We start from the raw sequence: 20,554 nt of genomic DNA, 5'->3' as shown, positions 1-20,554 counted from the left end.
CGTCAAAGTCGAATGACGCCGCTATCAGATTCTGACGATCAGCGTCTCGACGGCGGGCTTCCGGTCCCAGATCTGGCGAGCGGCTCGTTTGAGCGTCCGGCTCACGGCCTGTTCGACCGCCTGATCATCCAGCCGCTCCGCCGGTTTCATCTTGGCCAGGGTATGCGCTGCCAGATCGGCCAGGTCGTCCAGGGCGTCCTCCAGCTCATCATCACCCGGCAGGCCCAGCCCCCGGATTTCCAGGTCCCCGGCCAACCTGCCCTTGCCATCGATGGCCACAGCAACGGCCAGCACGCCCGCCAGCGCAACATGGCGGCGCTCTCGCAGAGCGTCAGAGCCTTCGGGGGTCAGCAAGCCGCCGTCCACAAACAGGCGCCCCGACGGGACCTCGTCAATAATCTCGGCCAGACCCGGCGCGAGCCTCAGAAGGTCGCCATTCCGCATGGCAACCGCCTCGGGCACCTGCATGTCCCTGGCCAGGTTGCAGTGCTCGATCAGATGCCGCCGCTGGCCATGGGTAGGCACGGCAACCCGCGGACGCGCCCACTGATACATCTCGCGCAGTTCGTCACGGCAGGGATGTCCCGACACATGGATGCCCGGATGGTCGCGCTCGGTGTAGAGCCTCACCCCCCTCTCGGCCAGCTTGTCCTGCATCCGCCCGATCTGGAGTTCATTGCCGGGGATCACGCGCGACGAGAACACACAGGCATCGCCCTTGCCCAGGCTGATGTGCGGATGGTCACCGTTGGCAATACGATTCAGCGCCGCGCGTGGCTCGCCCTGGCTGCCGGTACATAGATAGAGGATCGCCTCATCGGGAAAATAGCCCGCCTCGCTCATGTCGATAAACGGCTGTACATCCTGAAGCAGGCCGACCGACTTGGCCGCCGCGGTGATCCGGTGCATCGACCGCCCCACCAGACAGACGCGACGTCCGCACGCCTCGGCCGCCCGGATCACGCTGTCCAGTCGCGCGACGTTGGAGGCAAAACAGCCGACCGCCACCTTGCCCGTCAACGACCCAATCAACGCCGTCAGGGCGACCTTGACCTCGGCCTCCGAACCCGCCGACCCGTCGACGAAGACGTTGGTGGAATCGCACACCATCGCCAGTACGCCCTCGTCACCCAGGCGTCGGATTGTCTCGACATCGGTGCGCTCGCCGATGACCGGGTCCTCGTCGATCTTCCAGTCGCCCGTGTGCAGAACCGTGCCCAGCGGCGTCCTGATCGCCAACCCGTTCGGCTCGGGGATCGAATGGGTGATGGTCACCATCGTCACCTCGAAGTCGCCCAGGCTGATCGTCCCGCCCAGCGGCACGACGTTCAGCTCCACCTCGTCCAACAGGCCCGCGTCCCGCAGCTTTTCGCGGATCAGGAACGCCGTGAAAGGCGTCGCATAGAGCGGGGCCTTCAGCCGCGGCCACAGCCAGCCCAGAGCCCCGATGTGGTCCTCATGGGCATGGGTCAGGACGATGCCCAGGATATTCTCACCTTCGAGATAGGTGGGGTCCGGCACGATGACGTCCACGCCGGGCGTCGTCGAATCCCCGAACGTCACCCCGACATCGACCACGACCCACCTGCGATCATCCGCCGGGCCGAAGCCATAGGCATTCAGGTTCATGCCAATTTCGTTGGACCCACCCAGCGGTAGGAAGACCAGTTCGTCGCGCGTCTCGGCGCTCATGCGTTCGCTCCAAAGAAGACATCGCCGGCCGAGATCAGTCGGACCTCGCCACGATCGAGGCGCAGCTTCAACGCGCCATCCGGGGCCAGTCCTTCAGCCCAACCGGTGACGGTTTCATGTCCGAGCCGGGCCGTGCAGAGGCCGGGAATACCGGACGCCCGATCTGACCAGTCCTTCAGGATCGCGCCCGCCCCATCGCGCGTCCACTGGACCAGCCTCACCTGTAGGGCCCGGTCCAGCTCGGCTATCGCGACCGCCGGCGTCGGGGCCGCGCCCCGATCCGCCGCAAGATGGTCCACAAGACTGGTCGCAGGCCGCTCCGTGTCGCCGGGCGACCAGACAAGGTTCAGACCCACGCCGATGGCCAGCCACAGCTCACCGCCGGCGCGCGCTCCCGACTCGATCAACAGCCCTGCCGCCTTGTGGCCGGCGACCAACACGTCATTGGGCCACTTCAGGGTCACCAGTCCCGGCGCAGCATGGGCCTGAATCACATCATGGGCCGCCAGCGCCGCCACGAAGCTGACCATGGCCGCATCGGCGGGCTTGCGGTCGGTGGTGATTAACAGGGTCGCGGCCAGATTGCCGGGATGGCCGGACCAGTCGCGACCGCGCCGACCACGCCCCGCCGATTGTTCGCGCGCCGTGATCCACAGCGGCCCCTCCTCGCCCACCTCGGCGCGTCGCCGTGCCTCGGCGTTGGTCGAGTCCAGATGGTCGAAGGCCAGGACCGGCCACGGCTGAAGGATCACCCCAATCCCAGGGCGCGCGCGGCCGTCCCGGCGAAGCCGTCGAGCCAACCCAGCGCGAACAGCACCAGCGGGAAGCTGAACGCCGCCGCCGCATAGGCCACCCACTGGGCGTCACGCGGGGCTGGATCGGTCAGGCCCGGCGACGGATCGAACCACATCAGCTTGATCAGGCGCAGATAGTAGAACGCCGCCACCACCGAGGCCGCCAGACCCAGCGCCGCAAAGATCCAAAGCCCGCCCTGGATCGCGGCACCGAAGACATAGACCTTGGCCCAGAAGCCGGCGAAGGGCGGCATCCCAAGGACCGACAGCGACAGCATGGTCAGCACAATTGCCGTGCCGGGGCGGTCCTGCTTGAGGCCTGCCAGATCGCTGATCTGGGTGATCGGACGCCCGCCCCGGCTGAGCGCCAGCAGACAGGCAAAGAAGCCGGTCACATCGACCATATAGAGCACCATGAAGACCAGCATGGCCTTCACGCCTACCGTCGTCCCCGCCGCAATGGCGAGCAGCGCATAGCCCATGTTCGCGATCGACGAATAGGCCAGCAGGCGCTGGATATTCTTCTGCATCAGACCGCCGAAGGCTCCGACACAGAAGCTGAGCACCGCCAGCGCCAGGATCACCTGACGCCATTGGTCTTCGATGACATGGAACCCTTCGCCCAGCGTGCGGGCGATCAGCACCAGCGCCGCCAATTTCGGCGCGGCGGCAAAGAAGGCCACCGCCGGCGTGGGCGCGCCCTCATAGACATCGGGCGTCCACATATGGAACGGCGCGGCCGAAATCTTGAATGCCAGTCCGCAAAGCAGGAACACCAGGCCGAAGATCAGGCTGGTTCCATGGGCCCCCGCCGCCGCCGCAGCGATGTCGTCGAACGCCATCGACCCGGCGAAGCCGTAGATCAGGCTGGCACCGTAAAGCAGCAGACCCGACGACAGAGCTCCCAGAACGAAATACTTCAGGCCGGCTTCCGAGCCCTTGGCGTCGTCGCGGTTGAAGGCCGCCAGCACATACAGCGCCAGGGACTGAAGCTCGATGCCGACGTACAGCGAAATCAGATCGCCTGCCGAGGCCATCATGCTCATGCCCGCCGCGGCCAGCAGAATCAGGATCGGGTATTCGAACCGCGCCTGATTGTTGCGGATCATCCAGCCGTGGCCGAGCAGGATCGCGACCGCCGAGGCCAGATAGATCGCCACCTTGGCGAAGACCGCAAGACTGTCATTGACGAAGGCCCCCATGAAGGCCTGGCCCAGGGGCCCGGTGGCCGAGGCCACGGCGGCCCCGATCAGGACCAGGCCGCTCAACAGCGAAATAGCCGGGCGCGCCTTGTCGCCGCCATAGGCTCCGACGAGCAGCAGGACCATGGCCCCGATAACGACGATCAGCTCAGGCGTGGCAATCGAGAGTGCGTTGGTGAATTCCATGGTCGTCCTAGCCCCCGATGGCCGACTGATAGGTCGTGACCAGTTGGTCGACCGAGGCTTGGGTGATGTCGAATACGGCAGCCGGATAGATACCCAGCCACAGGGTGCCGACAATCAGCGGCACGAAGATCGCGATCTCCAGCGGCGTGACATCGGTGATGTCGTTCAGTTTCGGATTGGTGATCTGGCCGAACATGACCTTGCGATAAAGGGTCAGCGCATAGACCGCTGACAGGATCACCCCTGTTGCCGCCCCAAACGCCGCCCAGGTCGAGGCCTGGTACACGCCGGTCATGGTCAGGATTTCCCCGACGAAGCCTGACGTTCCCGGCAGGCCGACATTGGCCATGGTGAACAGCAGGAAGATGGCCGCATAGCGCGGCATCCGGTCGGTCAGCCCGCCATAGAAGCTGATCTCGCGGGTGTGCATCCGGTCATAGACGACCCCGACGCACAGGAAGAGCGCGCCCGAGATGATGCCGTGGCTGAGCATCTGATAGACCGCGCCCTGCACGCCCGTCGCATTGGCGGCGAAGATGCCCATGGTGACGAAGCCCATGTGGGCGACCGACGAATAGGCAATCAGCTTTTTGATATCGGTCTGCCGGAAGGCAACCAGCGAGGTGTAGATCACCGCGATGACCGACAGGGCGAAGACCATCGGCGCGAACATCGCCGAGGCATCGGGGAACATCGGCAGATTGAATCGCAGGAAGCCGTAGCCACCCAGCTTCAACAGGATACCGGCCAGAATAACCGAGCCCGCCGTCGGGGCCTGAACGTGGGCGTCCGGCAGCCAGGTGTGGACCGGCCACATCGGCATCTTCACCGCAAATGAGGCGAAGAAAGCCAACCAAAGGAAGGTCTGGACGTTCGGATCGAAGGCGTATTGCGCCAGCTCCGGGATCGAAGACGTGCCCGCCGTGGCGAACATGTACAGCATCGCCGCCAGCATCAGCACCGACCCCAGAAGGGTGTAGAGGAAGAACTTGTAGGCCGCATAGACCCGGTTCTGTCCGCCCCAGATGCCGATGATGAGGAACATCGGCACCAGGCCGCCCTCGAAGAAGATGTAGAACAGGAACAGGTCCAGCGCCGTGAAGACGCCGATCACCAGCGTTTCCAGCACCAGGAAGGCGATCATGTATTCGACCACCCGATTGGTGATCGGCTTCCAGCTGGCGGCGATACACAGCGGCATCAGGAAGGCCGTCAGCAGCACGAACAGGATGGATATCCCATCCACGCCCATGTGATAGGCCACACCCGCAAACCACGGGACATATTCGACGAACTGATAGTCGGGGTTCGATGCGTCGAACTGCGCGACCAGGACCACCGACACCGCCAGGGTGACCAGCGTCGTGATCAGCGCGATCCAGCGCGCCCGATTGTCCAGGCCCGGCGCCTCAGATGAGCTGGCCATGGCCCGCGTGAGCAGGATGGCCGCCACACCGACCAGCGGCAGGAAGGTGACGATGGAAAGGATCATCGGCATCGGCTCAGCTCGCCAGGCTGAAGGCGAAGGCGAGCAACGCGGCCACGCCGAGAAGCATCACAAACGCATAGTGATAGACATAGCCGGACTGCCAGATCGACAGTCGCCGGCCAACGCGTTGCGACAGCCAGGCCACCCCGTTGGGGCCCAGACCATCGATGATCTTGATGTCGCCGATCTTCCAGAACAGATCGCCCAGCGCTTTAGCACCGCGAACGAAGGTGGCCTGGTACAGCTCATCAAAGTACCATTTGTTGTAGAGGAAGGCGTGCAGCGGCCCTCCCCGATCGGCCATCCGACGCGCCAGTCCGGCGTGCAGGATGTAGAACCACACGGCCACAAAGGTCCCGATCAAGGTCAGCACCAGCGGAGCCCATTTCACCCAGGTCGGCACGTCATGGCTGTCGTGCAGGACGTGGTTGTGTTCGCCCACAAAGATGGCACCGCGCCAGAACTCGGCCTCGTGGTGCCCGATGAATTCGGGCGCAAAGTACCAGCCGGCAAAGATCGCACCGATCGACAGTACCAACAAAGGCACGAGCATGATCGCCGGACTTTCATGCGGCTTCAGCGGCCCGTGGTGATGATCGTCGTGGGCATGGTCGTCGTGAGCATGAGCATCGTGCGCGTGATGATCGTCATGCGCCGCCTCTTCCTTCCACACGGCCTTGCCGTTGAAGGTCATGAAGATCAGACGCCACGAATAATAGGCCGTCAGACAGGCGGCCAGCAGGCCGACGAAGAAGGCGAAATAGGCCACCGGCGAATGCCCCGACGTCGCTGAGGCAAAGGCGCTCTCGATGATCGAGTCCTTCGAATAGAAGCCTGCGAAGCCCCCAACGCCCGGAATGCCCAGGCCCGTGATGGCGATGGTGCCGATGGTCATCACCGCATAGGTGATCGGCAGCAGCTTCATCAGCCCGCCCATCTTCCGCATGTCCTGCTCGTGGTGCATCCCGTGGATGACCGAGCCGGCCCCCAGGAACAGCAGCGCCTTGAAGAAGGCGTGGGTGAACAGATGGAACATGGCGGCCTGATAGGCCCCGACGCCCGCCGCAAAGAACATGTAGCCCAGTTGCGAACAGGTCGAATAGGCGATGACCCGCTTGATGTCGTTCTGAGCCAGGCCGACCGTCGCCGCGAACAGGGCCGTGACGGCGCCGACGACAGCAATGATCTGCGCGGCCAGCGGGGCGTACTCGTAGATCGGCGACAACAGACAGACCATGTAGACACCCGCCGTCACCATGGTCGCGGCGTGGATCAGGGCCGACACCGGGGTCGGGCCTTCCATGGCATCCGGCAACCAGGTGTGGAGCAGGAACTGCGCCGACTTGCCCATGGCACCGACGAACAGCAACGCCCCGGCCAGATCCAGCGCCGACCAGTCCTGACCGATGAAGTGCCAGGTCGTTCCAGCCTTGGACGCGATCTGCGGGAACAGTTCGGCAAACTCGATGGTGCCGAACATCCAGAAGACCGTCATAATCCCCAGCGCAAAGCCGAAGTCACCGACGCGGTTGACCACAAACGCCTTGATGGCGGCCGCCGAGGCGGTGTCCTTCTTGTACCAGAATCCGATCAGCAGATAGGACGCCAGGCCCACGCCTTCCCAGCCGAAGAACAGCTGCATGAAGTCCGCCGCCGTCACCAGCGCCAGCATGGCGAAGGTGAACAGGCTCAGATAGGCGAAGAACCGGGGCTTGTGCGGATCGTCCGCCATATAGCCCCAGCTATACAGGTGCACGAGCGCCGACACCGTCGTCACGACGATCAGCATCACTGCCGACAGGGCGTCGATACGGATCGACCAGGCCGACTGGAAATCGCCGATGTTGATGAACGGCAGAAGGCGCAGGGTGAACGCCTCCATGTGCCCCCAGGTGTGCTGGTAAAAGACCGTCCAGGCGACGGCGCACGAGACGAACAACAGGCCGGTGGTTACCGCCATGGACGCGGTGTCGCCGATGCGGCGTCCGAACAGTCCGGCAATTGCCGCGCCGACCAGGGGCGCGAAAACACCGATTGTGACGAGGGTTTCAATCGGCACGGTCTAGCCCTTCATCACGGAAGCATCGTCCACCGCGATGTCGCGGCGGTTGCGGAAGAAGGTCACCAGGATGGCCAGACCGACTGCCGCCTCGGCGGCCGCGACGGTCAGGACGAACATGGCCATGATCTGCCCGGCCACGTCGTCGAGGTGCGTCGAGAAGGCGACGAAGTTGATGTTCACCGCCAGCAGGATCAGCTCGACCGACATCAGGATGATGATGATGTTCTTGCGGTTCACGAAGATCCCGAACACCCCGATGGTGAACAGAATGGCGGCGACCGCCAGATAATGCGCCAGGCCGATCATCAGACGAGATCCTCCGGTCGAACGCCCGCACCGGTTTCGGGACGGGTCATGGCCAGCGCCTTTTTGCGGTCGCGGGTCACCTGGGTGTGAATGTCCTGACGCTTGACGTGCGGGCGGTGCCGCAGCGTCAGCACGATGGCCCCGATCATGGCCACCAGGAGCACCAGGCCGGCGGCCTGGAAGATGTAGACATAGTCCGTGTAGAGCACCCGCCCGATCGCCTCGACGTTTGTGACATCGGTGGCGTGCTGAACGCCCGGCGCATGGGCCCCGGCCCCGCGCGCGGCGACCGCCGCCGAAATCAGAATCATCTCCACCAACAGGATGCAGGCGACGACGGCTCCGAACGGCATGTAGCGGGTGAAGCCTTCACGCAACTTCACGAAATCCACGTCCAGCATCATGACGACGAACAGGAACAACACCGCCACCGCCCCGACGTAGACGACGACCAGCAGCATGGCGAGGAACTCCGCCCCCATCAGCACAAACAGACCTGCCGCCGAAAAGAAGGCGGTGATCAGCCACAGCACCGAGTGGACCGGGTTGGAGGCCAGCACGACGCGCAGCGCGGCGAACACGCTGACGGCGGCCAGGACATAAAAGGCGATCGCGGCGATCACTTAGACAGCTCCCTCGGCGGACGGCGAGTCGCACCGGCTTGGCGCGCCTTCTAGACCGGGCTGGCGCACGATGCCAAGGCAGCGATGGGGTTGAATCCGGCTCATCTGTACGGTGCGTCCATTTCCAGGGCTCGGGCGATTTCGCGTTCCCAGCGGTCACCGTTCTCCAGGAGCCGCTGCTTGTCGTAGTACAGCTCTTCGCGCGTTTCGGTCGCGAACTCGCTGTTCGGCCCCTCAACGATGGCATCGACCGGGCAGGCCTCCTGACACAGGCCGCAGTAGATGCACTTGACCATATCGATGTCGTAGCGGGTCGTGCGGCGGCTACCGTCAGCGCGCGGCTCACTCTCGATGGTGATGGCCTGGGCCGGGCAGATCGCCTCACACAGCTTGCAGGCGATGCAGCGTTCCTCACCGTTGGCATAGCGACGCAAGGCGTGCTCACCCCGGAAACGCGGCGACTGCGGATTGCGCTCGAACGGATAGTTCACCGTCGCCTTGGGGCGCAGCATATATTTGAACGACAGACCGACCGCGCCGATCACATCGAGCATCATGGCCCCCTTGGCGGCCTGGGCGATGCGGGCGAACATCAGTGGCTTCCTCCATCACGGGCGCACTGCGCCTCGTACCGCTCACTGTTGCGGTCAATCATTCGGCAAAGCTGCTCGCGGTGTTCGACCTCGCGGCGAACACGCTCCTGGCGCTCGAGTTCGGCCTGGACGCTGGTTGAGCCGGGCTCCGGTCCGTCAATGGTGCAGGCAACGGCTCCGAGGCCGGCCAGGGCAATGAGGGCGAGACGCATCATCCGTGGACTCCAAACACCTGCCACGCCGCCGCCAGAACAACAGCGACCAGCGACGTCGGCAGAAATATCTTCCAGCCCAAGCGCATCAGCTGGTCATAGCGGTAGCGCGGCACAAAGGCCTTCACGAGCGCGAAGGCGCAGAACCACAGCACCGCCTTGATGATGAAGCTGAGGAGGAAGATCGTGTAGCTCATCCAGGACGGCAGGCTCTCAACCCACGCCGTCGTGACGATCCCCGGATGCCATCCCCCACAGAAGAGGATGGTCAGCATCGCGCACATCAGCACGATGTTGGCGTACTCCCCGATCATGAACAGCAGATAGGGCGTCGATGAATATTCGACCTGATAGCCGGCCACCAGTTCGGACTCCGCCTCGGGCAGATCGAACGGAGGCCTGTTCGTTTCAGCCAGGGCCGAAACAAAGAACAGCACCAGCATCGGGATCATGATGACGATGGTCGGCCAGTTCCTGGCCCCATTGCCGAACATGTTCCAGTCCCACAGCCAGCCAGCCTGGGCATCGACGATATCGGTGAAATTCATCGACCCTGACAGCAGGATCACCGCCACGATGATGAAGCCGATGGACACTTCATAGGACACCATCTGGGCCGCCGAACGCAGAGCGCCCAGGAACGGATACTTCGAGTTGGACGCCCAGCCGCCCATGATGATGCCGTAGACCCCCAGCGACGAAATCGCGAACAGGTACAGCACCCCGACGTTCAGGTCGGCCACCACCCAGCCCGGCGCAAATGGGATCACCGCCCACGCCGCGAACGCCAGGATGAAGGTGATCAGCGGCGCCAAGAGGAAGACCGTCTTGTCCGAGCCGGACGGGATCACGACCTCCTTCAGCACGAATTTGAAGAAGTCGGCGAACGACTGCAGCAGGCCAAACGGCCCGACCACGTTCGGACCCTTTCGCATCTGCACGCCGGCCCAGATCTTCCGGTCAGCCAGCAGCAGGAACGCCAGCGAGATCAGGATCCCGACCGTGACGAGCAGGATCCCGCCGACGGTGATCAGGGTCCAGCCGAGAGGTGTTGTCCAGAAATCCATCGCCCTACTCCGCCGCCATCAGGCGTGCGCCGCCGCGTTGGGCCGACAGTTCGGCCATGGTGGCCGAGGCCCGTGCGATCGGATTGGTCAGATACGGGTCCGACAGGGCTGGCGCGAACGCGCCCTTACCCAGATCGCCCTTGGCGCCGAGCGCCGCCACGTCGAACGTCTGTGCGGGCGCCAGATAGCCGATCCGCCCGAAGGTCGGGTGCGTCGCCATCAGCTTGGCCCGCAGAGCTGCCAGGGTATCATAGCCCAGCGTCTGGCCGACCCGCTCGGACAGGGCGCGAATGATGGCCCAGTCTTCCTTGGCCTCGCCCTTCGGAAAGACGACCCGTTCAGTCATCTGCACCCGGCCTTCGGTGTTCACGTACAGGCCCGACTTCTCGGTATAGGCCGCGCCCGGCAGGATCACGTCCGCGCCGTGCGCGCCCCTATCGCCGTGGCTGCCCAGATAGACCTTGAAGGCCCCCGTCGCCGAGGCGTCGATCTCGTCGGCCCCCAGCAGGAACAGCACATCCAGCTTGCCCTTCTTGACCATATCTATGGCCGACAGGCCGCCTTCGCCGGGCACAAAGCCCATGTCCAATCCGGCAACGCGGCCGGCGGCATGGTGCAGGACATTGAAGCCGTTCCAGCCGTCCTTCACCGCGCCGACCTTCTTGGCCAGCGCACCCACGGCGTTCAACACCGCCGCGCCGTCCTTGCCGGAAATCGCGCCGGCCCCGACGATGATCGCCGGACGCTCAGCGCCCTTGAAAAAGTCAGTCAGGCCCTTGGGCGGCTTGGCGAGGGTGTCGGCGCCCGTACCGAAATGCTCATACTCATAGGTCAGGTCTGCCGCCGGCCCGACCACCCCGATCCGGGCCTTGTTCGCCAGCCAGATCTTGCGAAGGCGCGCATTCAACAGCGGGGCCTCGGTCCGCGGATTGGTCCCAACCAGCAGCACCGCATCGGCCTGTTCAATGCCCTGCAGGCCCGAGTTGAACAGCCAGCCCGCGCGATCCGAGCCGCCCAGCGCCGCGCCGTCCTGACGGCAATCCGTGTGGGAACTCCCCAGCGCGCGGAACAGCTCCAGCGTCGCGAACATCGATTCCGCGTCCTGAAGATCGCCGGCGATGACGCCGATCTTCTCAGGCTTGGCCACCTTCAGCCGGTCCGCAACGGCGGCCAGCGCCTCGTCCCAGGTCGCCGGCTTCAGCTTGCCGCGGCTATCGCGCACCCACGGCTTATCCAAGCGACGCTGGGTCAGCCCGTCGACCGCATAGCGGCTGCGATCGCTCAGCCATTCCTCGTTGATGCCTTCATTGACGCGCGGCAGCACCCGCATCACCTCGGACCCGCGATTGTCGGCCCGGATGTTGGAGCCCAGGGCGTCCATCACATCGATGGTCTCGGTCTTCTTCAGTTCCCACGGCCGGTAGTGGAACTGCCACGGCCGGTGCGTCAGGGCGCCGACCGGGCACAGATCGTTGACGTTGCCCGACAGCTCGGAATCGACCGCACTTTCCAGATAGGTGGTGATCTCGGCCCCCTCGCCGCGCGACACCATGCCGATCTGGGGCGTACCCGCCACCTCGGTGATGAAGCGGACGCACCGCGTGCACTGGATGCAGCGGGTCATGAAAGTCTTGATCGTCGGACCCATGTGCTTTTCTTCGACCGCGCGCTTGTTCTCGCCGTAACGAGAGTTGTCGCGGCCATAGCCCATGGCCTGATCCTGGAGGTCGCACTCGCCGCCCTGGTCACAGATCGGGCAGTCGAGCGGATGGTTGATCAGCAGGAACTCCATCACCCCTTTGCGGGCCTTTTCGACCATCGGGGTGTTGGTGAAGATTTCCTGGCCTTCCGCCGCCGGCAGGGCACAGCTCGCCTGAGGTTTGGGCGGCCCCGGCTTCACCTCAACCAGGCACATCCGGCAATTGCCCGCGATCGACAGCCGCTCGTGGTAGCAGAACCGCGGAATCTCCTCGCCCGCACGCTCGGCCACCTGAAGCACGGTCATCCCCGGCTCAAACTCGACCTCCTGGCCATTGACCTTGGCGATAGGCATCAGTGGGCCTCTTCCTGGGCGGGGTTGGCCGCCGTTTGATTCAAACTGAAGGTCTGCACCTGGCCATCGCGGGTCAGGGTGACCCGATCGCCGTTTACAGCACAGGCGAAACGCATTCGGCCGCCATCGACCGGCGCGCGCCATGAAATGTTCGATCCCTCGAAGGCGACCGCATCGCCGGATTGGCCGAACTGGCGCTCGACGATCTGACGACAGGCCTCTTCGGCGGTGCGTGTCGGCTGGGCCGGGGCATCGCTCCATTCAAGGCCGCTGACCACACCCGGTTGGGGCTCACCCGTCGTGAAGACAATCAGATGTTGCCCCGTTTCCAGGCGGCGCCAGTTGGTCCGGCAATTGGCCATGCCGGTCCCGGCACAGGCCTCGACCTCGGGCAGGACCATGGTTTCGCCTGGACAGTCGCCGGCGATTGTTTCCCCGGCTTCCATCTCCGCGACACAGACGGTGACCACGTCTGCATCGGCGACGGGCATCGGCTCGTAGCCCTGGTTCATCAACTGACGTCGCGCGAGCCAGTATCGCTGGCCTTCATGCGGCAGGGCCGGTTCGTTCAGGCCGCTCTGGCCCGACGTCCGATCTGCCGTCGCCTCGGCACCGCGTGCCGTCTCCTCCGCTTCGGACGCAGGCATGCAAGCCGCAGCTACGAGAGCTGCGGCGGTCACAAACGTCGATGTCAGGATGAAACGGCGCAACGATGCTCGTCCTAGAACCAGGCCTTCTTGCCGATGACGTAGTCCTGCTGGAAGGCCGCGTCCGACTTGGTCAGATAGATGATGCCTTCGACCAGGCCGATGATGGCCATGACCATCGGACCGATCCCGAAGACGATGGAGCCCACAACGGTGACCAGCAGCATGATGATGCCGGGCTGGGTCATGCCCAGATAGAATTTGTGGATGCCCAAGGCGCCCAGAAGGATCGCCAGAATGCCGGCGACCACCTTGTTTTTCTCGCCGCCGGAAAAAGCCTCGACAGCTTCGTTGATGCTGTCGGCCGCCGCCGATGTACCGCCCCCGATGACATAGACACCGCCGGCCTTGTCACCGTCTGCCTGAAAGTCGACGTCGGCTCCGACGCGCACGGTCCGCACGCCGTCCTGAAGGTCGCCTCGCACGAAATTATAACGCTGGCCGTCATCACCGCTGATCACGCCGGTGCCTTCTAGGTCCTGGTAGGACAATACTTTTCCACGCATCGTCGTCGTCTCCCTTATTCAGCGGCCACCGCGTGGCCCTGGAATGATCCCTTACGCGAACGGTACTCGTTGATACGGTCTTCGATCTCATGGCGGAAATGCCGGATCAGGCCCTGGACGGGCCAGGCCGCGGCATCGCCCAGCGCACAGATGGTGTGGCCCTCGACCTGACCGGCCACGTCCAGCAGCAGGTCAATCTCCGACGGTTCGGCATTGCCGACCGCCATCCGCTCCAGCACCCGCCACATCCAGCCTGTGCCCTCGCGGCACGGCGTGCACTGGCCGCAGCTCTCGTGCTTGAAGAAGTAGCTGATGCGGGCGATCGCCTTCACGATGTCGGTGGACTCGTCCATCACGATCGCGCCGGCGGTTCCCAGCGACGAGCGCATCTCGCGCATGGAATCGAAGTCCATCAGCACCGTCTCGGCCTGTTCGCGCGTGATGACCGGGCACGAGGCACCGCCGGGGATGATGGCCTTCAGGTTGCTCCAGCCGCCGCGCACGCCGCCACCGTGATCCTCGATTAACTGGCGCAGCGGGATCGACATGGCCTCCTCGACGACGCAGGGCCGGTTCACGTGGCCCGCCAGGGACATCAGCTTGGTGCCGGTGTTGTTGGGCCGGCCAAAGCCGGCGAACCACTCCGCGCCACGACGCAGGATCGTCCCGGCGACCGCGATGGATTCGACGTTGTTCACCGTGGTCGGACAGCCGTACAGGCCCGCCCCCGCCGGGAACGGCGGCTTCAGGCGCGGCTGGCCCTTCTTGCCTTCCAGGCTTTCCAGCAGGGCCGTCTCTTCCCCACAGATATAGGCCCCTGCCCCGTGGTGAATATAAACGTCGAAGTCCCAGCCGTGGACGTTGTTCTTGCCGATCAGCCTGGCCTCGTAGGCCTGTTTGACCGCCGCCTCCATGCGCTCGCGTTCCAGCACATACTCGCCGCGCAGATAGATGTAACAGGCGTGCGCCTGCATGGCGAAGGACGCGATCAGACAGCCCTCGATCAAGAGGTGCGGATCGTGCCGCATGATCTCCCGGTCCTTGCAGGTTCCGGGCTCGGACTCATCGGCGTTGACGACCAGATAGTGCGGACGGTCGCTGCGGACCTCCTTGGGCATGAACGACCATTTCAGACCGGTCGGAAAGCCCGCGCCGCCCCGGCCGCGCAGGCCCGAGTTCTTCATCTGGTCGATGATCCACGGGCCACCCTGATCCAGCATGTCGCGGGTACCGTTCCAGCATCCACGCGTCTTCGCCCCCTCCAGGCCCCAGTCATGGAACCCGTACAGGTTGGTGAAGATGCGGTCTTTGTCTTGAAGAATTCCGACCATGCTCATTCAGGCTCCGCCATGCGGCGACGGTGATAACGGGTACGCATGAAGACGGCCGCGACCATCATGATCCAGCCGATCCCCAGCGCGATGTAACCGCCGTTGATCGCCCAGGCGGGGACGTCCATCCACACGCCGGCGACCACGACCGCTGCCCCGATCAGCACCAACGCGAAAGCCGCCATGCGAACCGGCTGGGCCACCGCGCGCAGCTCGGCGCGGTAGGCGGTCAACCCCTCGGGGGTGCTCAAATCCGGGCGCGCCATCACGCCGGCTCCTTTTTCTTCTTGGCCTTGGGCGCAGCATTCGGCAGCGACTTGATCGGCTTGGCCGCCGATCCGTCATACAGCTTGGCATCCGTCAGGCTGGTCGGCTCACCTTCAGGGGCCGAGGTCTGGCGCTTCACGCGCGGGCCGGGCTTGGGCGATTTGCCGGCGGCGAAGTCATCAATGATCTTCTCCATATCCGCGGCCGTCAGGTCTTCGAAATAATAGTCGTTGATCTGGGCCATCGGCGCATTGGCGCAGGCACCAAGGCACTCGACTTCCTGCCAGGTGAACCGACCATCGGCCGACAGCTTGTCCTTGGGCCCGATCCGCTTTTCGCACACCTTCATCAGCTCACCCGAGCCGCGCAGCATGCACGGCGTGGTGCCGCACACCTGGATCAGGGCCGAGGTTCCGACCGGCTCGAGCATGAACATCGTGTAGAAGGTCGCAACCTCCAGCACCCGGATCTTGGGCATGCTCAACAGCTCGGCGATCGCGGCCATGGCCGGCTCGGAAACCCAGCCCTCCTGCTTTTGGACCAGCCACAGAATCGGGATCACCGCGGACTGCTGACGGCCCTCGGGATATTTGGCGATCCACCATTCAGCCGTCTTCATCGTCGCCTTGGAAAAGGCGAACGACTTGGGCTGATCCTTGGCGAGACGACGCGCCGACATTCAGATCTCCAGTTCCGTGACGTCCACACCTGTCCCCATGATCTTGGAGCGCACGGTCACAATCTTGCGCCCGTTTGAACGGGTCAGGTGGAAGCAATGCTCAATCAGCCCATAGGACCCGAGCGCCGCCGAATAGTGTTCGACGGTCCAGCCTGCACGGACCATTTCGCTGATGGGTTTTGTCGATGCGGCGCTCATCGGATTTTCACCGCGCTTCTGGCCCAACGACCCAGCCGATCCTTCCACACATCCGAGCCAGCCTTGCGCAGATCGCGCAGCCAGATCGACGTCGGCGGCATATTGGCCACGACCAGTCGGCCGACGAACAGGAAACCCGACATCCAGACGATGCTCATCCACATGGCGTCCCACCACGAGCGGTCATCCGCGAGGTAGGCCTGGCGAAAACCTGAGCGCACCACGATGACGCCGGCCAGGGGCACAACCAGCTGACTGGCCCGCCCCAACGCCACCCGGACAAAGCCGATGGCGGCGCGGCGACGCGGTGAGAACATCACCGTCAGAAAGGTGCTGAACGCCATCAGCCCGCCGAACCAGATCCAGCGGTCCTGAAGGATGACGGGTTGGATGAGGAAGTCGCTCATTCCGCGACGCCTTCACCGTGTTCGACCCACGGCAGAATCTCGGCGCGCACGATCTGGCACGAGCGCACCTGATAGATGACGACAGCCTCGCCCGCGACCTGGTCGCCGACGAGCGTTCCCTCGTCGATCACATAGTCACCCGAGGTGATCCGATTGCTGATGGTCAGTTCGATCTGCGCCGGCATCTCCAGGAAGGCGTTGCCGTAAAAGTCCTGGATCGCCTCGCGTCCAATAAGGACCTCGTCCTCGTTGGAACCCATGACGACGACGGCGTCCGGCGCATAGTGGCTCGCAAACGCCGCCGCATCGCGCGCGCGCCACGCCTCCACCTGGGCGTCCACGACTTCCATGGCCAGACAGTCGAACATCAGCGATCGACCTCCCCGAACACGATGTCCAGCGACCCCAGGATGGCCGACACGTCGGCCAGCAGGTGGCCGCGGTTCATCCAGTCCATCGCCTGGAGGTGTTTAAAGCCCGGGGCCGCAATCTTGCAGCGGTACGGTTTGTTGGTCCCGTCCGAGATCACATAGACGCCAAATTCGCCCTTGGGAGCCTCAACGGCGGCATAGACCTCACCCGGAGGCGTGCGGAAGCCTTCGGTGTAGAGCTTGAAGTGTTCGATCAGGGCTTCCATCGACCGCTTCATTTCGGCCCGCCGCGGCGGCGTCACCTTGTGATCCGTCGACAGCACCGGCCCCGGATTGTTCCTTAGCCGATCAATGCACTGCTGCATGATCTTGAGCGACTCCTTCATCTCTTCCACGCGGCAGAGATAGCGGTCCCAGCAGTCGCCGTTCTTGCCGACCGGCACCTCGAAATCGAGCTCGGCGTAGCATTCATACGGCTGCGACTTGCGCAGGTCCCAGGCGATGTCAGAGCCGCGCAGCATCACGCCGGAGAAGCCCCAGGCCAGGGCCTGCTCCTTGGACACCACGCCGATGTCGACGTTGCGCTGCTTGAAGATGCGGTTCTCGGTAACCAGGGCCTCAATGTCGGCCAGGGCCTTGGGGAATTCCTTCGCCCACTTTTCGATGTCATCGACCAGCGCGTCAGGGAGGTCCTGATGCACCCCGCCGGGGCGGAAATAGTTGGCGTGCAAGCGCGCGCCCGACGCGCGCTCGTAGAAGATCATCAGCTTCTCGCGCTCTTCGAAGCCCCACAGCGGCGGCGTCAGCGCGCCAACGTCCATGGCCTGGGTGGTGATGTTCAGGAGATGGTTCAGAATCCGGCCGATTTCCGAGTACAGCACCCGGATCAGTTGGCCGCGATACGGCACTTCCAGGCCCAGCAGCCGCTCGATGGCCAGGCAGAAGGCGTGTTCCTGGTTCATCGGCGCGACGTAGTCGAGCCGGTCGAAGTACGGAATGTTCTGGAGGTAGGTGCGCGCCTCCATCAGCTTCTCGGTGCCGCGATGCAGCAGGCCGATGTGCGGATCGACGCGCTCGACGATCTCGCCGTCCAGCTCCAGCACCAGACGCAGCACCCCGTGCGCGGCCGGATGCTGCGGGCCGAAGTTGATGGTGAACTTGCGGTCCTCGTCCATCGACGCCAGGGCGGTGGGTTTCAGGTCGTCAGCCATGCCTAGTGCGCCCCGCTGTAGCGTTGAAGGAAAGCCGTCTGCCCCTCCTGGGACAGGCAGGCCGTGCGCAGATACATCGTGGCGAAGCTCCGCTCGACCGTCGTTTGAGCCGGATCACCCCGATCAAACGTCACGCGCTCCAGCTCGATCGCTTCCGCCTGGCGAGCCGCGTCGGGCTCGATGATCGCCAGGTGTTGCCGCCAGATGGCCGCCAGCGCCTGCAGATCTTCGCCGCCATCGTGCTTGGCGACCAGCATATCCGCCGCCGCCGCACACATGGCCGCGCCGCGAACCGGCGTGACCGGTCGGTCCTGTGCCGTTGCCGAACCTGCAGCGAATGCGACGAACACGGCTACCGAAAGGAGGAACGCCAACTTCATCACTGGCTCCCCACGCCGATTCGAAGGGCGGCCCGCTCAGCGCCTTCGGCCGACAGACAGTTCGGCGCTACCGTTCCGAGCGCCCGTGCAACCCGGACGCCGTCGCTATTTGAACGCTGCGCCGTCTGATTGAACGTCTCGAAATGCGCATCAACCGCCGCGTGCTGGGACTCCGTATCCGACTGCGGCACGCTTGAAAGCACCTGACGCCACGCAGCGCGAGCCGTATCGGCCTCGGGATGGGCGCCAGGATACTCCAGCACCGCCACGCAGAGCGCCACCGCACGCAGATTTTGTTCCGGTGTCAGTTCGGCAGCGGTCTGGACCGCAAGGTTTGAAAGCAGGCTGACCAGGATCACGCCTTGCCTCCCGCCTTCTCATCGCCCGGCAACTGGCCGGACCATTTGACGTAGTCGGCCCCTTCCCAAGGCGACAGGAAGTCGAAGCTGCGGAACTCCTGGGCCAGCTTGACCGGCTCATAAACCACCCGCTTCAACTCGTCATCGTAGCGGACCTCGACATAGCCGGTCATCGGGAAGTCCTTGCGCAGCGGATGCCCCTCGAACCCGTAGTCCGTCAGCATCCGGCGCAGGTCCGGGTGATCCGAGAAGAACACCCCGTACATGTCGAAGGCCTCGCGCTCGAACCATTCGGCGCTGGGATAGACCGGGATGGCGCTTGGAACCGGAGCCGCCTCGTCCGTCGACACCTTGACCCTGATCCGTTCGTTCCGCGTCAGGCTGAGCAGATGGTAGACGATGTCGAACCGATCGGCCCGTGTCGGGAAATCCGCGCCACACAGGTCGACCAGCTGCTGAAAGCCCAGGTCGTCCCTTAGCGTCCTCAGAACGTCGACAATCTGCTCACGCTTGACCGTGATCGTCACCTCGCCGAACGCGACCTTGCTGTCGATGACCGCCTTGCCGCAGGCCTTCTTGGCTGCGCTGGCCAGGGCCTTCATGGCCTTGGGAGTTCCTGCCCCGCTCATCGTGCGATCGTCCCCGTGCGCCGGATCTTCTTCTGCAGTTGCAGCAATCCGTAGAGCAGCGCCTCCGCCGTCGGCGGGCACCCCGGCACATAGACGTCAACAGGCACAACGCGGTCGCATCCGCGCACGACACTATAGCTGTAGTGGTAATATCCGCCGCCGTTGGCGCAACTACCCATCGACAACACATAACGCGGATCGGGCATCTGATCGTAGACCTTACGAAGCGCCGGAGCCATCTTGTTGGTCAGAGTACCGGCCACGATCATCAGGTCGGATTGGCGCGGGCTGGCGCGCGGGGCCATACCGAACCGCTCCATGTCGAAGCGCGGCATCGAGGCCTGCATCATTTCCACCGCACAGCACGCCAGACCAAAGGTCATCCACATCAGCGAGCCGGTGCGCGCCCAGGTGATGACGTCGTCCAACGGGGCCGTGACGAAACCCTTCTCGCCCAGCTCATAGTTCACCGCCTCAAAGAAGCGGTCGTGGACCTTGGGATCATAGCCCTCGACAGACGAACGCGCCGCCGCACCGGCCGGAACGATCACTCCCATTCCAGGGCTCCCTTCTTCCACTCATAGAGAAAGCCGACGGTCAGCACCCCCAGGAACACCATCATCGACCAGAAGGCGAAGACCATCTCCGGCCGGCCCAGGTCCGTCAGGGTCACCGCCCAGGGGAACAGGAAGGCCACTTCCAGGTCGAAGATGATGAACAGGATCGACACCAGATAGAACCGCACATCGAACTTCATGCGCGCATCATCAAAGGCGTTGAAGCCGCACTCATAGGCCGAGAGTTTCTCGACATCTGGATTCTTGGGCGCGAGCACGAGGGCGGCGACGATGAAGCCGAGCCCCAACACGGCCGCGATGGCCATGAAGATCAGGATCGGCAGATATTCGAGCAGGAATTCATTCATGCGAAAGGGTCCGGGCCGGGGAAGACGGCGGAATCGAGGCTTCTTAGACCGAAGGCCGAGCGCGTTCAAACCCATGTCGGGGCTGAATTTGTCAAATCCGCTCCCGCCGTCAGAACCACATCCCAATTATGGTCTCTTTAATCCGGCGGCGTTAGCTTTGGCGAAGCGTCGATTTGGGGCCTCAACCCCCTACGCCATCGAGGCAGTCGTGCGTCTTGACGGCCCAGTACCGGGGAGTCCGCCCTCAGCTCGCTCAAGCGCCGGCGGTCAAGCCATATGCGTATCAACCTAGAGCTCGAACCCGC

At 64.0% G+C, this 20,554-nt stretch carries 25 protein-coding genes; all 25 read right to left on the bottom strand.

What is annotated here, in order from left to right; all coding sequences use genetic code 11:
- Nucleotides 1-24 precede the first annotated feature (24 nt).
- Nucleotides 25-1,692 (bottom strand): ribonuclease J, encoded by a 1,668-nt coding sequence (locus G391_RS0109235; RefSeq protein ID WP_029087266.1) that lies wholly within the window; start codon nucleotides 1,690-1,692, stop codon nucleotides 25-27.
- The gene (locus G391_RS0109230) at nucleotides 1,689-2,444 is read right to left on the bottom strand and encodes a biotin--[acetyl-CoA-carboxylase] ligase (protein ID WP_342663501.1); all 756 of its coding nucleotides are present in this window, start codon (nucleotides 2,442-2,444) and stop codon (nucleotides 1,689-1,691) included. Before G391_RS0109230 ends, G391_RS0109235 begins: the two co-directional genes overlap by 4 nt.
- A complete protein-coding gene (gene nuoN / locus G391_RS0109225; RefSeq protein WP_029087264.1) occupies nucleotides 2,441-3,874 on the bottom strand; it encodes an NADH-quinone oxidoreductase subunit NuoN in 1,434 nt (477 codons plus the stop codon). The genes G391_RS0109230 and nuoN overlap by 4 nt, the downstream gene beginning before the upstream one ends.
- Nucleotides 3,875-3,881: 7 nt before the next feature.
- Nucleotides 3,882-5,372: an NADH-quinone oxidoreductase subunit M gene (locus tag G391_RS0109220; RefSeq protein ID WP_029087263.1), complete on the bottom strand. Its 1,491-nt coding sequence runs from the start codon at nucleotides 5,370-5,372 to the stop codon at nucleotides 3,882-3,884.
- Nucleotides 5,373-5,376: 4 nt separating this feature from the next.
- Entirely contained in the window at nucleotides 5,377-7,416 is a 2,040-nt protein-coding gene (gene nuoL, locus G391_RS0109215; protein ID WP_029087262.1) for an NADH-quinone oxidoreductase subunit L, read from the bottom strand.
- A gap of 9 nt (nucleotides 7,417-7,425) precedes the next feature.
- On the bottom strand, nucleotides 7,426-7,731 hold the full coding sequence (nuoK, locus tag G391_RS0109210) for an NADH-quinone oxidoreductase subunit NuoK (protein WP_029087261.1): 306 nt from the start codon (nucleotides 7,729-7,731) through the stop codon (nucleotides 7,426-7,428).
- Nucleotides 7,731-8,354, bottom strand: coding sequence for an NADH-quinone oxidoreductase subunit J (locus G391_RS0109205; protein WP_029087260.1), 624 nt, complete (start codon nucleotides 8,352-8,354; stop codon nucleotides 7,731-7,733). The genes nuoK and G391_RS0109205 overlap by 1 nt, the downstream gene beginning before the upstream one ends.
- A 101-nt stretch (nucleotides 8,355-8,455) precedes the next feature.
- The gene (gene nuoI / locus G391_RS0109200) at nucleotides 8,456-8,947 is read right to left on the bottom strand and encodes an NADH-quinone oxidoreductase subunit NuoI (protein WP_029087259.1); all 492 of its coding nucleotides are present in this window, start codon (nucleotides 8,945-8,947) and stop codon (nucleotides 8,456-8,458) included.
- A complete protein-coding gene (locus tag G391_RS0109195) occupies nucleotides 8,947-9,162 on the bottom strand; it encodes a hypothetical protein (protein WP_029087258.1) in 216 nt (71 codons plus the stop codon). Before G391_RS0109195 ends, nuoI begins: the two co-directional genes overlap by 1 nt.
- Nucleotides 9,159-10,226 carry an NADH-quinone oxidoreductase subunit NuoH gene (gene nuoH / locus G391_RS0109190; RefSeq protein WP_029087257.1) on the bottom strand — a complete coding sequence of 356 codons (1,068 nt, stop codon included), beginning with the start codon at nucleotides 10,224-10,226 and terminating at the stop codon, nucleotides 9,159-9,161. Before nuoH ends, G391_RS0109195 begins: the two co-directional genes overlap by 4 nt.
- A 4-nt stretch (nucleotides 10,227-10,230) precedes the next feature.
- Entirely contained in the window at nucleotides 10,231-12,279 is a 2,049-nt protein-coding gene (gene nuoG / locus G391_RS0109185) for an NADH-quinone oxidoreductase subunit NuoG (protein ID WP_029087256.1), read from the bottom strand.
- A complete protein-coding gene (locus G391_RS0109180; RefSeq protein ID WP_035304214.1) occupies nucleotides 12,279-12,926 on the bottom strand; it encodes a hypothetical protein in 648 nt (215 codons plus the stop codon). Before G391_RS0109180 ends, nuoG begins: the two co-directional genes overlap by 1 nt.
- A 74-nt stretch (nucleotides 12,927-13,000) precedes the next feature.
- Nucleotides 13,001-13,492 carry a TM2 domain-containing protein gene (locus tag G391_RS0109175; RefSeq protein WP_029087254.1) on the bottom strand — a complete coding sequence of 164 codons (492 nt, stop codon included), beginning with the start codon at nucleotides 13,490-13,492 and terminating at the stop codon, nucleotides 13,001-13,003.
- Between the two features lie 14 nt (nucleotides 13,493-13,506).
- A complete protein-coding gene (gene nuoF, locus G391_RS0109170) occupies nucleotides 13,507-14,823 on the bottom strand; it encodes an NADH-quinone oxidoreductase subunit NuoF (protein WP_029087253.1) in 1,317 nt (438 codons plus the stop codon).
- 2 nt (nucleotides 14,824-14,825) lie between these two features.
- Nucleotides 14,826-15,089, bottom strand: a complete 264-nt coding sequence (locus G391_RS0109165; protein WP_029087252.1) for a hypothetical protein — start codon at nucleotides 15,087-15,089, stop codon at nucleotides 14,826-14,828.
- Nucleotides 15,089-15,769, bottom strand: coding sequence for an NADH-quinone oxidoreductase subunit NuoE (gene nuoE, locus G391_RS0109160; RefSeq protein WP_029087251.1), 681 nt, complete (start codon nucleotides 15,767-15,769; stop codon nucleotides 15,089-15,091). The genes G391_RS0109165 and nuoE overlap by 1 nt, the downstream gene beginning before the upstream one ends.
- Nucleotides 15,770-15,967, bottom strand: coding sequence for a hypothetical protein (locus G391_RS15620; protein ID WP_029087250.1), 198 nt, complete (start codon nucleotides 15,965-15,967; stop codon nucleotides 15,770-15,772).
- Entirely contained in the window at nucleotides 15,964-16,374 is a 411-nt protein-coding gene (locus G391_RS0109150) for a hypothetical protein (protein WP_029087249.1), read from the bottom strand. Before G391_RS0109150 ends, G391_RS15620 begins: the two co-directional genes overlap by 4 nt.
- A complete protein-coding gene (locus tag G391_RS0109145; protein WP_029087248.1) occupies nucleotides 16,371-16,742 on the bottom strand; it encodes an SgcJ/EcaC family oxidoreductase in 372 nt (123 codons plus the stop codon). The genes G391_RS0109150 and G391_RS0109145 overlap by 4 nt, the downstream gene beginning before the upstream one ends.
- On the bottom strand, nucleotides 16,742-17,956 hold the full coding sequence (locus tag G391_RS0109140) for an NADH-quinone oxidoreductase subunit D (protein ID WP_029087247.1): 1,215 nt from the start codon (nucleotides 17,954-17,956) through the stop codon (nucleotides 16,742-16,744). The genes G391_RS0109145 and G391_RS0109140 overlap by 1 nt, the downstream gene beginning before the upstream one ends.
- 2 nt (nucleotides 17,957-17,958) lie before the next feature.
- A complete protein-coding gene (locus tag G391_RS0109135) occupies nucleotides 17,959-18,336 on the bottom strand; it encodes a hypothetical protein (RefSeq protein ID WP_029087246.1) in 378 nt (125 codons plus the stop codon).
- Nucleotides 18,336-18,695: a hypothetical protein gene (locus tag G391_RS0109130; protein WP_029087245.1), complete on the bottom strand. Its 360-nt coding sequence runs from the start codon at nucleotides 18,693-18,695 to the stop codon at nucleotides 18,336-18,338. Before G391_RS0109130 ends, G391_RS0109135 begins: the two co-directional genes overlap by 1 nt.
- Nucleotides 18,692-19,297, bottom strand: a complete 606-nt coding sequence (locus G391_RS0109125; RefSeq protein WP_051257270.1) for an NADH-quinone oxidoreductase subunit C — start codon at nucleotides 19,295-19,297, stop codon at nucleotides 18,692-18,694. Before G391_RS0109125 ends, G391_RS0109130 begins: the two co-directional genes overlap by 4 nt.
- A 23-nt stretch (nucleotides 19,298-19,320) precedes the next feature.
- Nucleotides 19,321-19,902: a NuoB/complex I 20 kDa subunit family protein gene (locus tag G391_RS0109120; RefSeq protein WP_156893914.1), complete on the bottom strand. Its 582-nt coding sequence runs from the start codon at nucleotides 19,900-19,902 to the stop codon at nucleotides 19,321-19,323.
- Nucleotides 19,872-20,249, bottom strand: coding sequence for an NADH-quinone oxidoreductase subunit A (locus tag G391_RS0109115; RefSeq protein WP_029087242.1), 378 nt, complete (start codon nucleotides 20,247-20,249; stop codon nucleotides 19,872-19,874). Before G391_RS0109115 ends, G391_RS0109120 begins: the two co-directional genes overlap by 31 nt.
- Nucleotides 20,250-20,554 lie beyond the last annotated feature (305 nt).

Origin of the sequence: Brevundimonas aveniformis DSM 17977 (assembly GCF_000428765.1) — a bacterium.
GTDB lineage: Bacteria > Pseudomonadota > Alphaproteobacteria > Caulobacterales > Caulobacteraceae > Brevundimonas > Brevundimonas aveniformis.
Note: the sequence above shows the minus strand (reverse complement) of the source record. Positions and strands in the feature narration are given on the sequence as shown.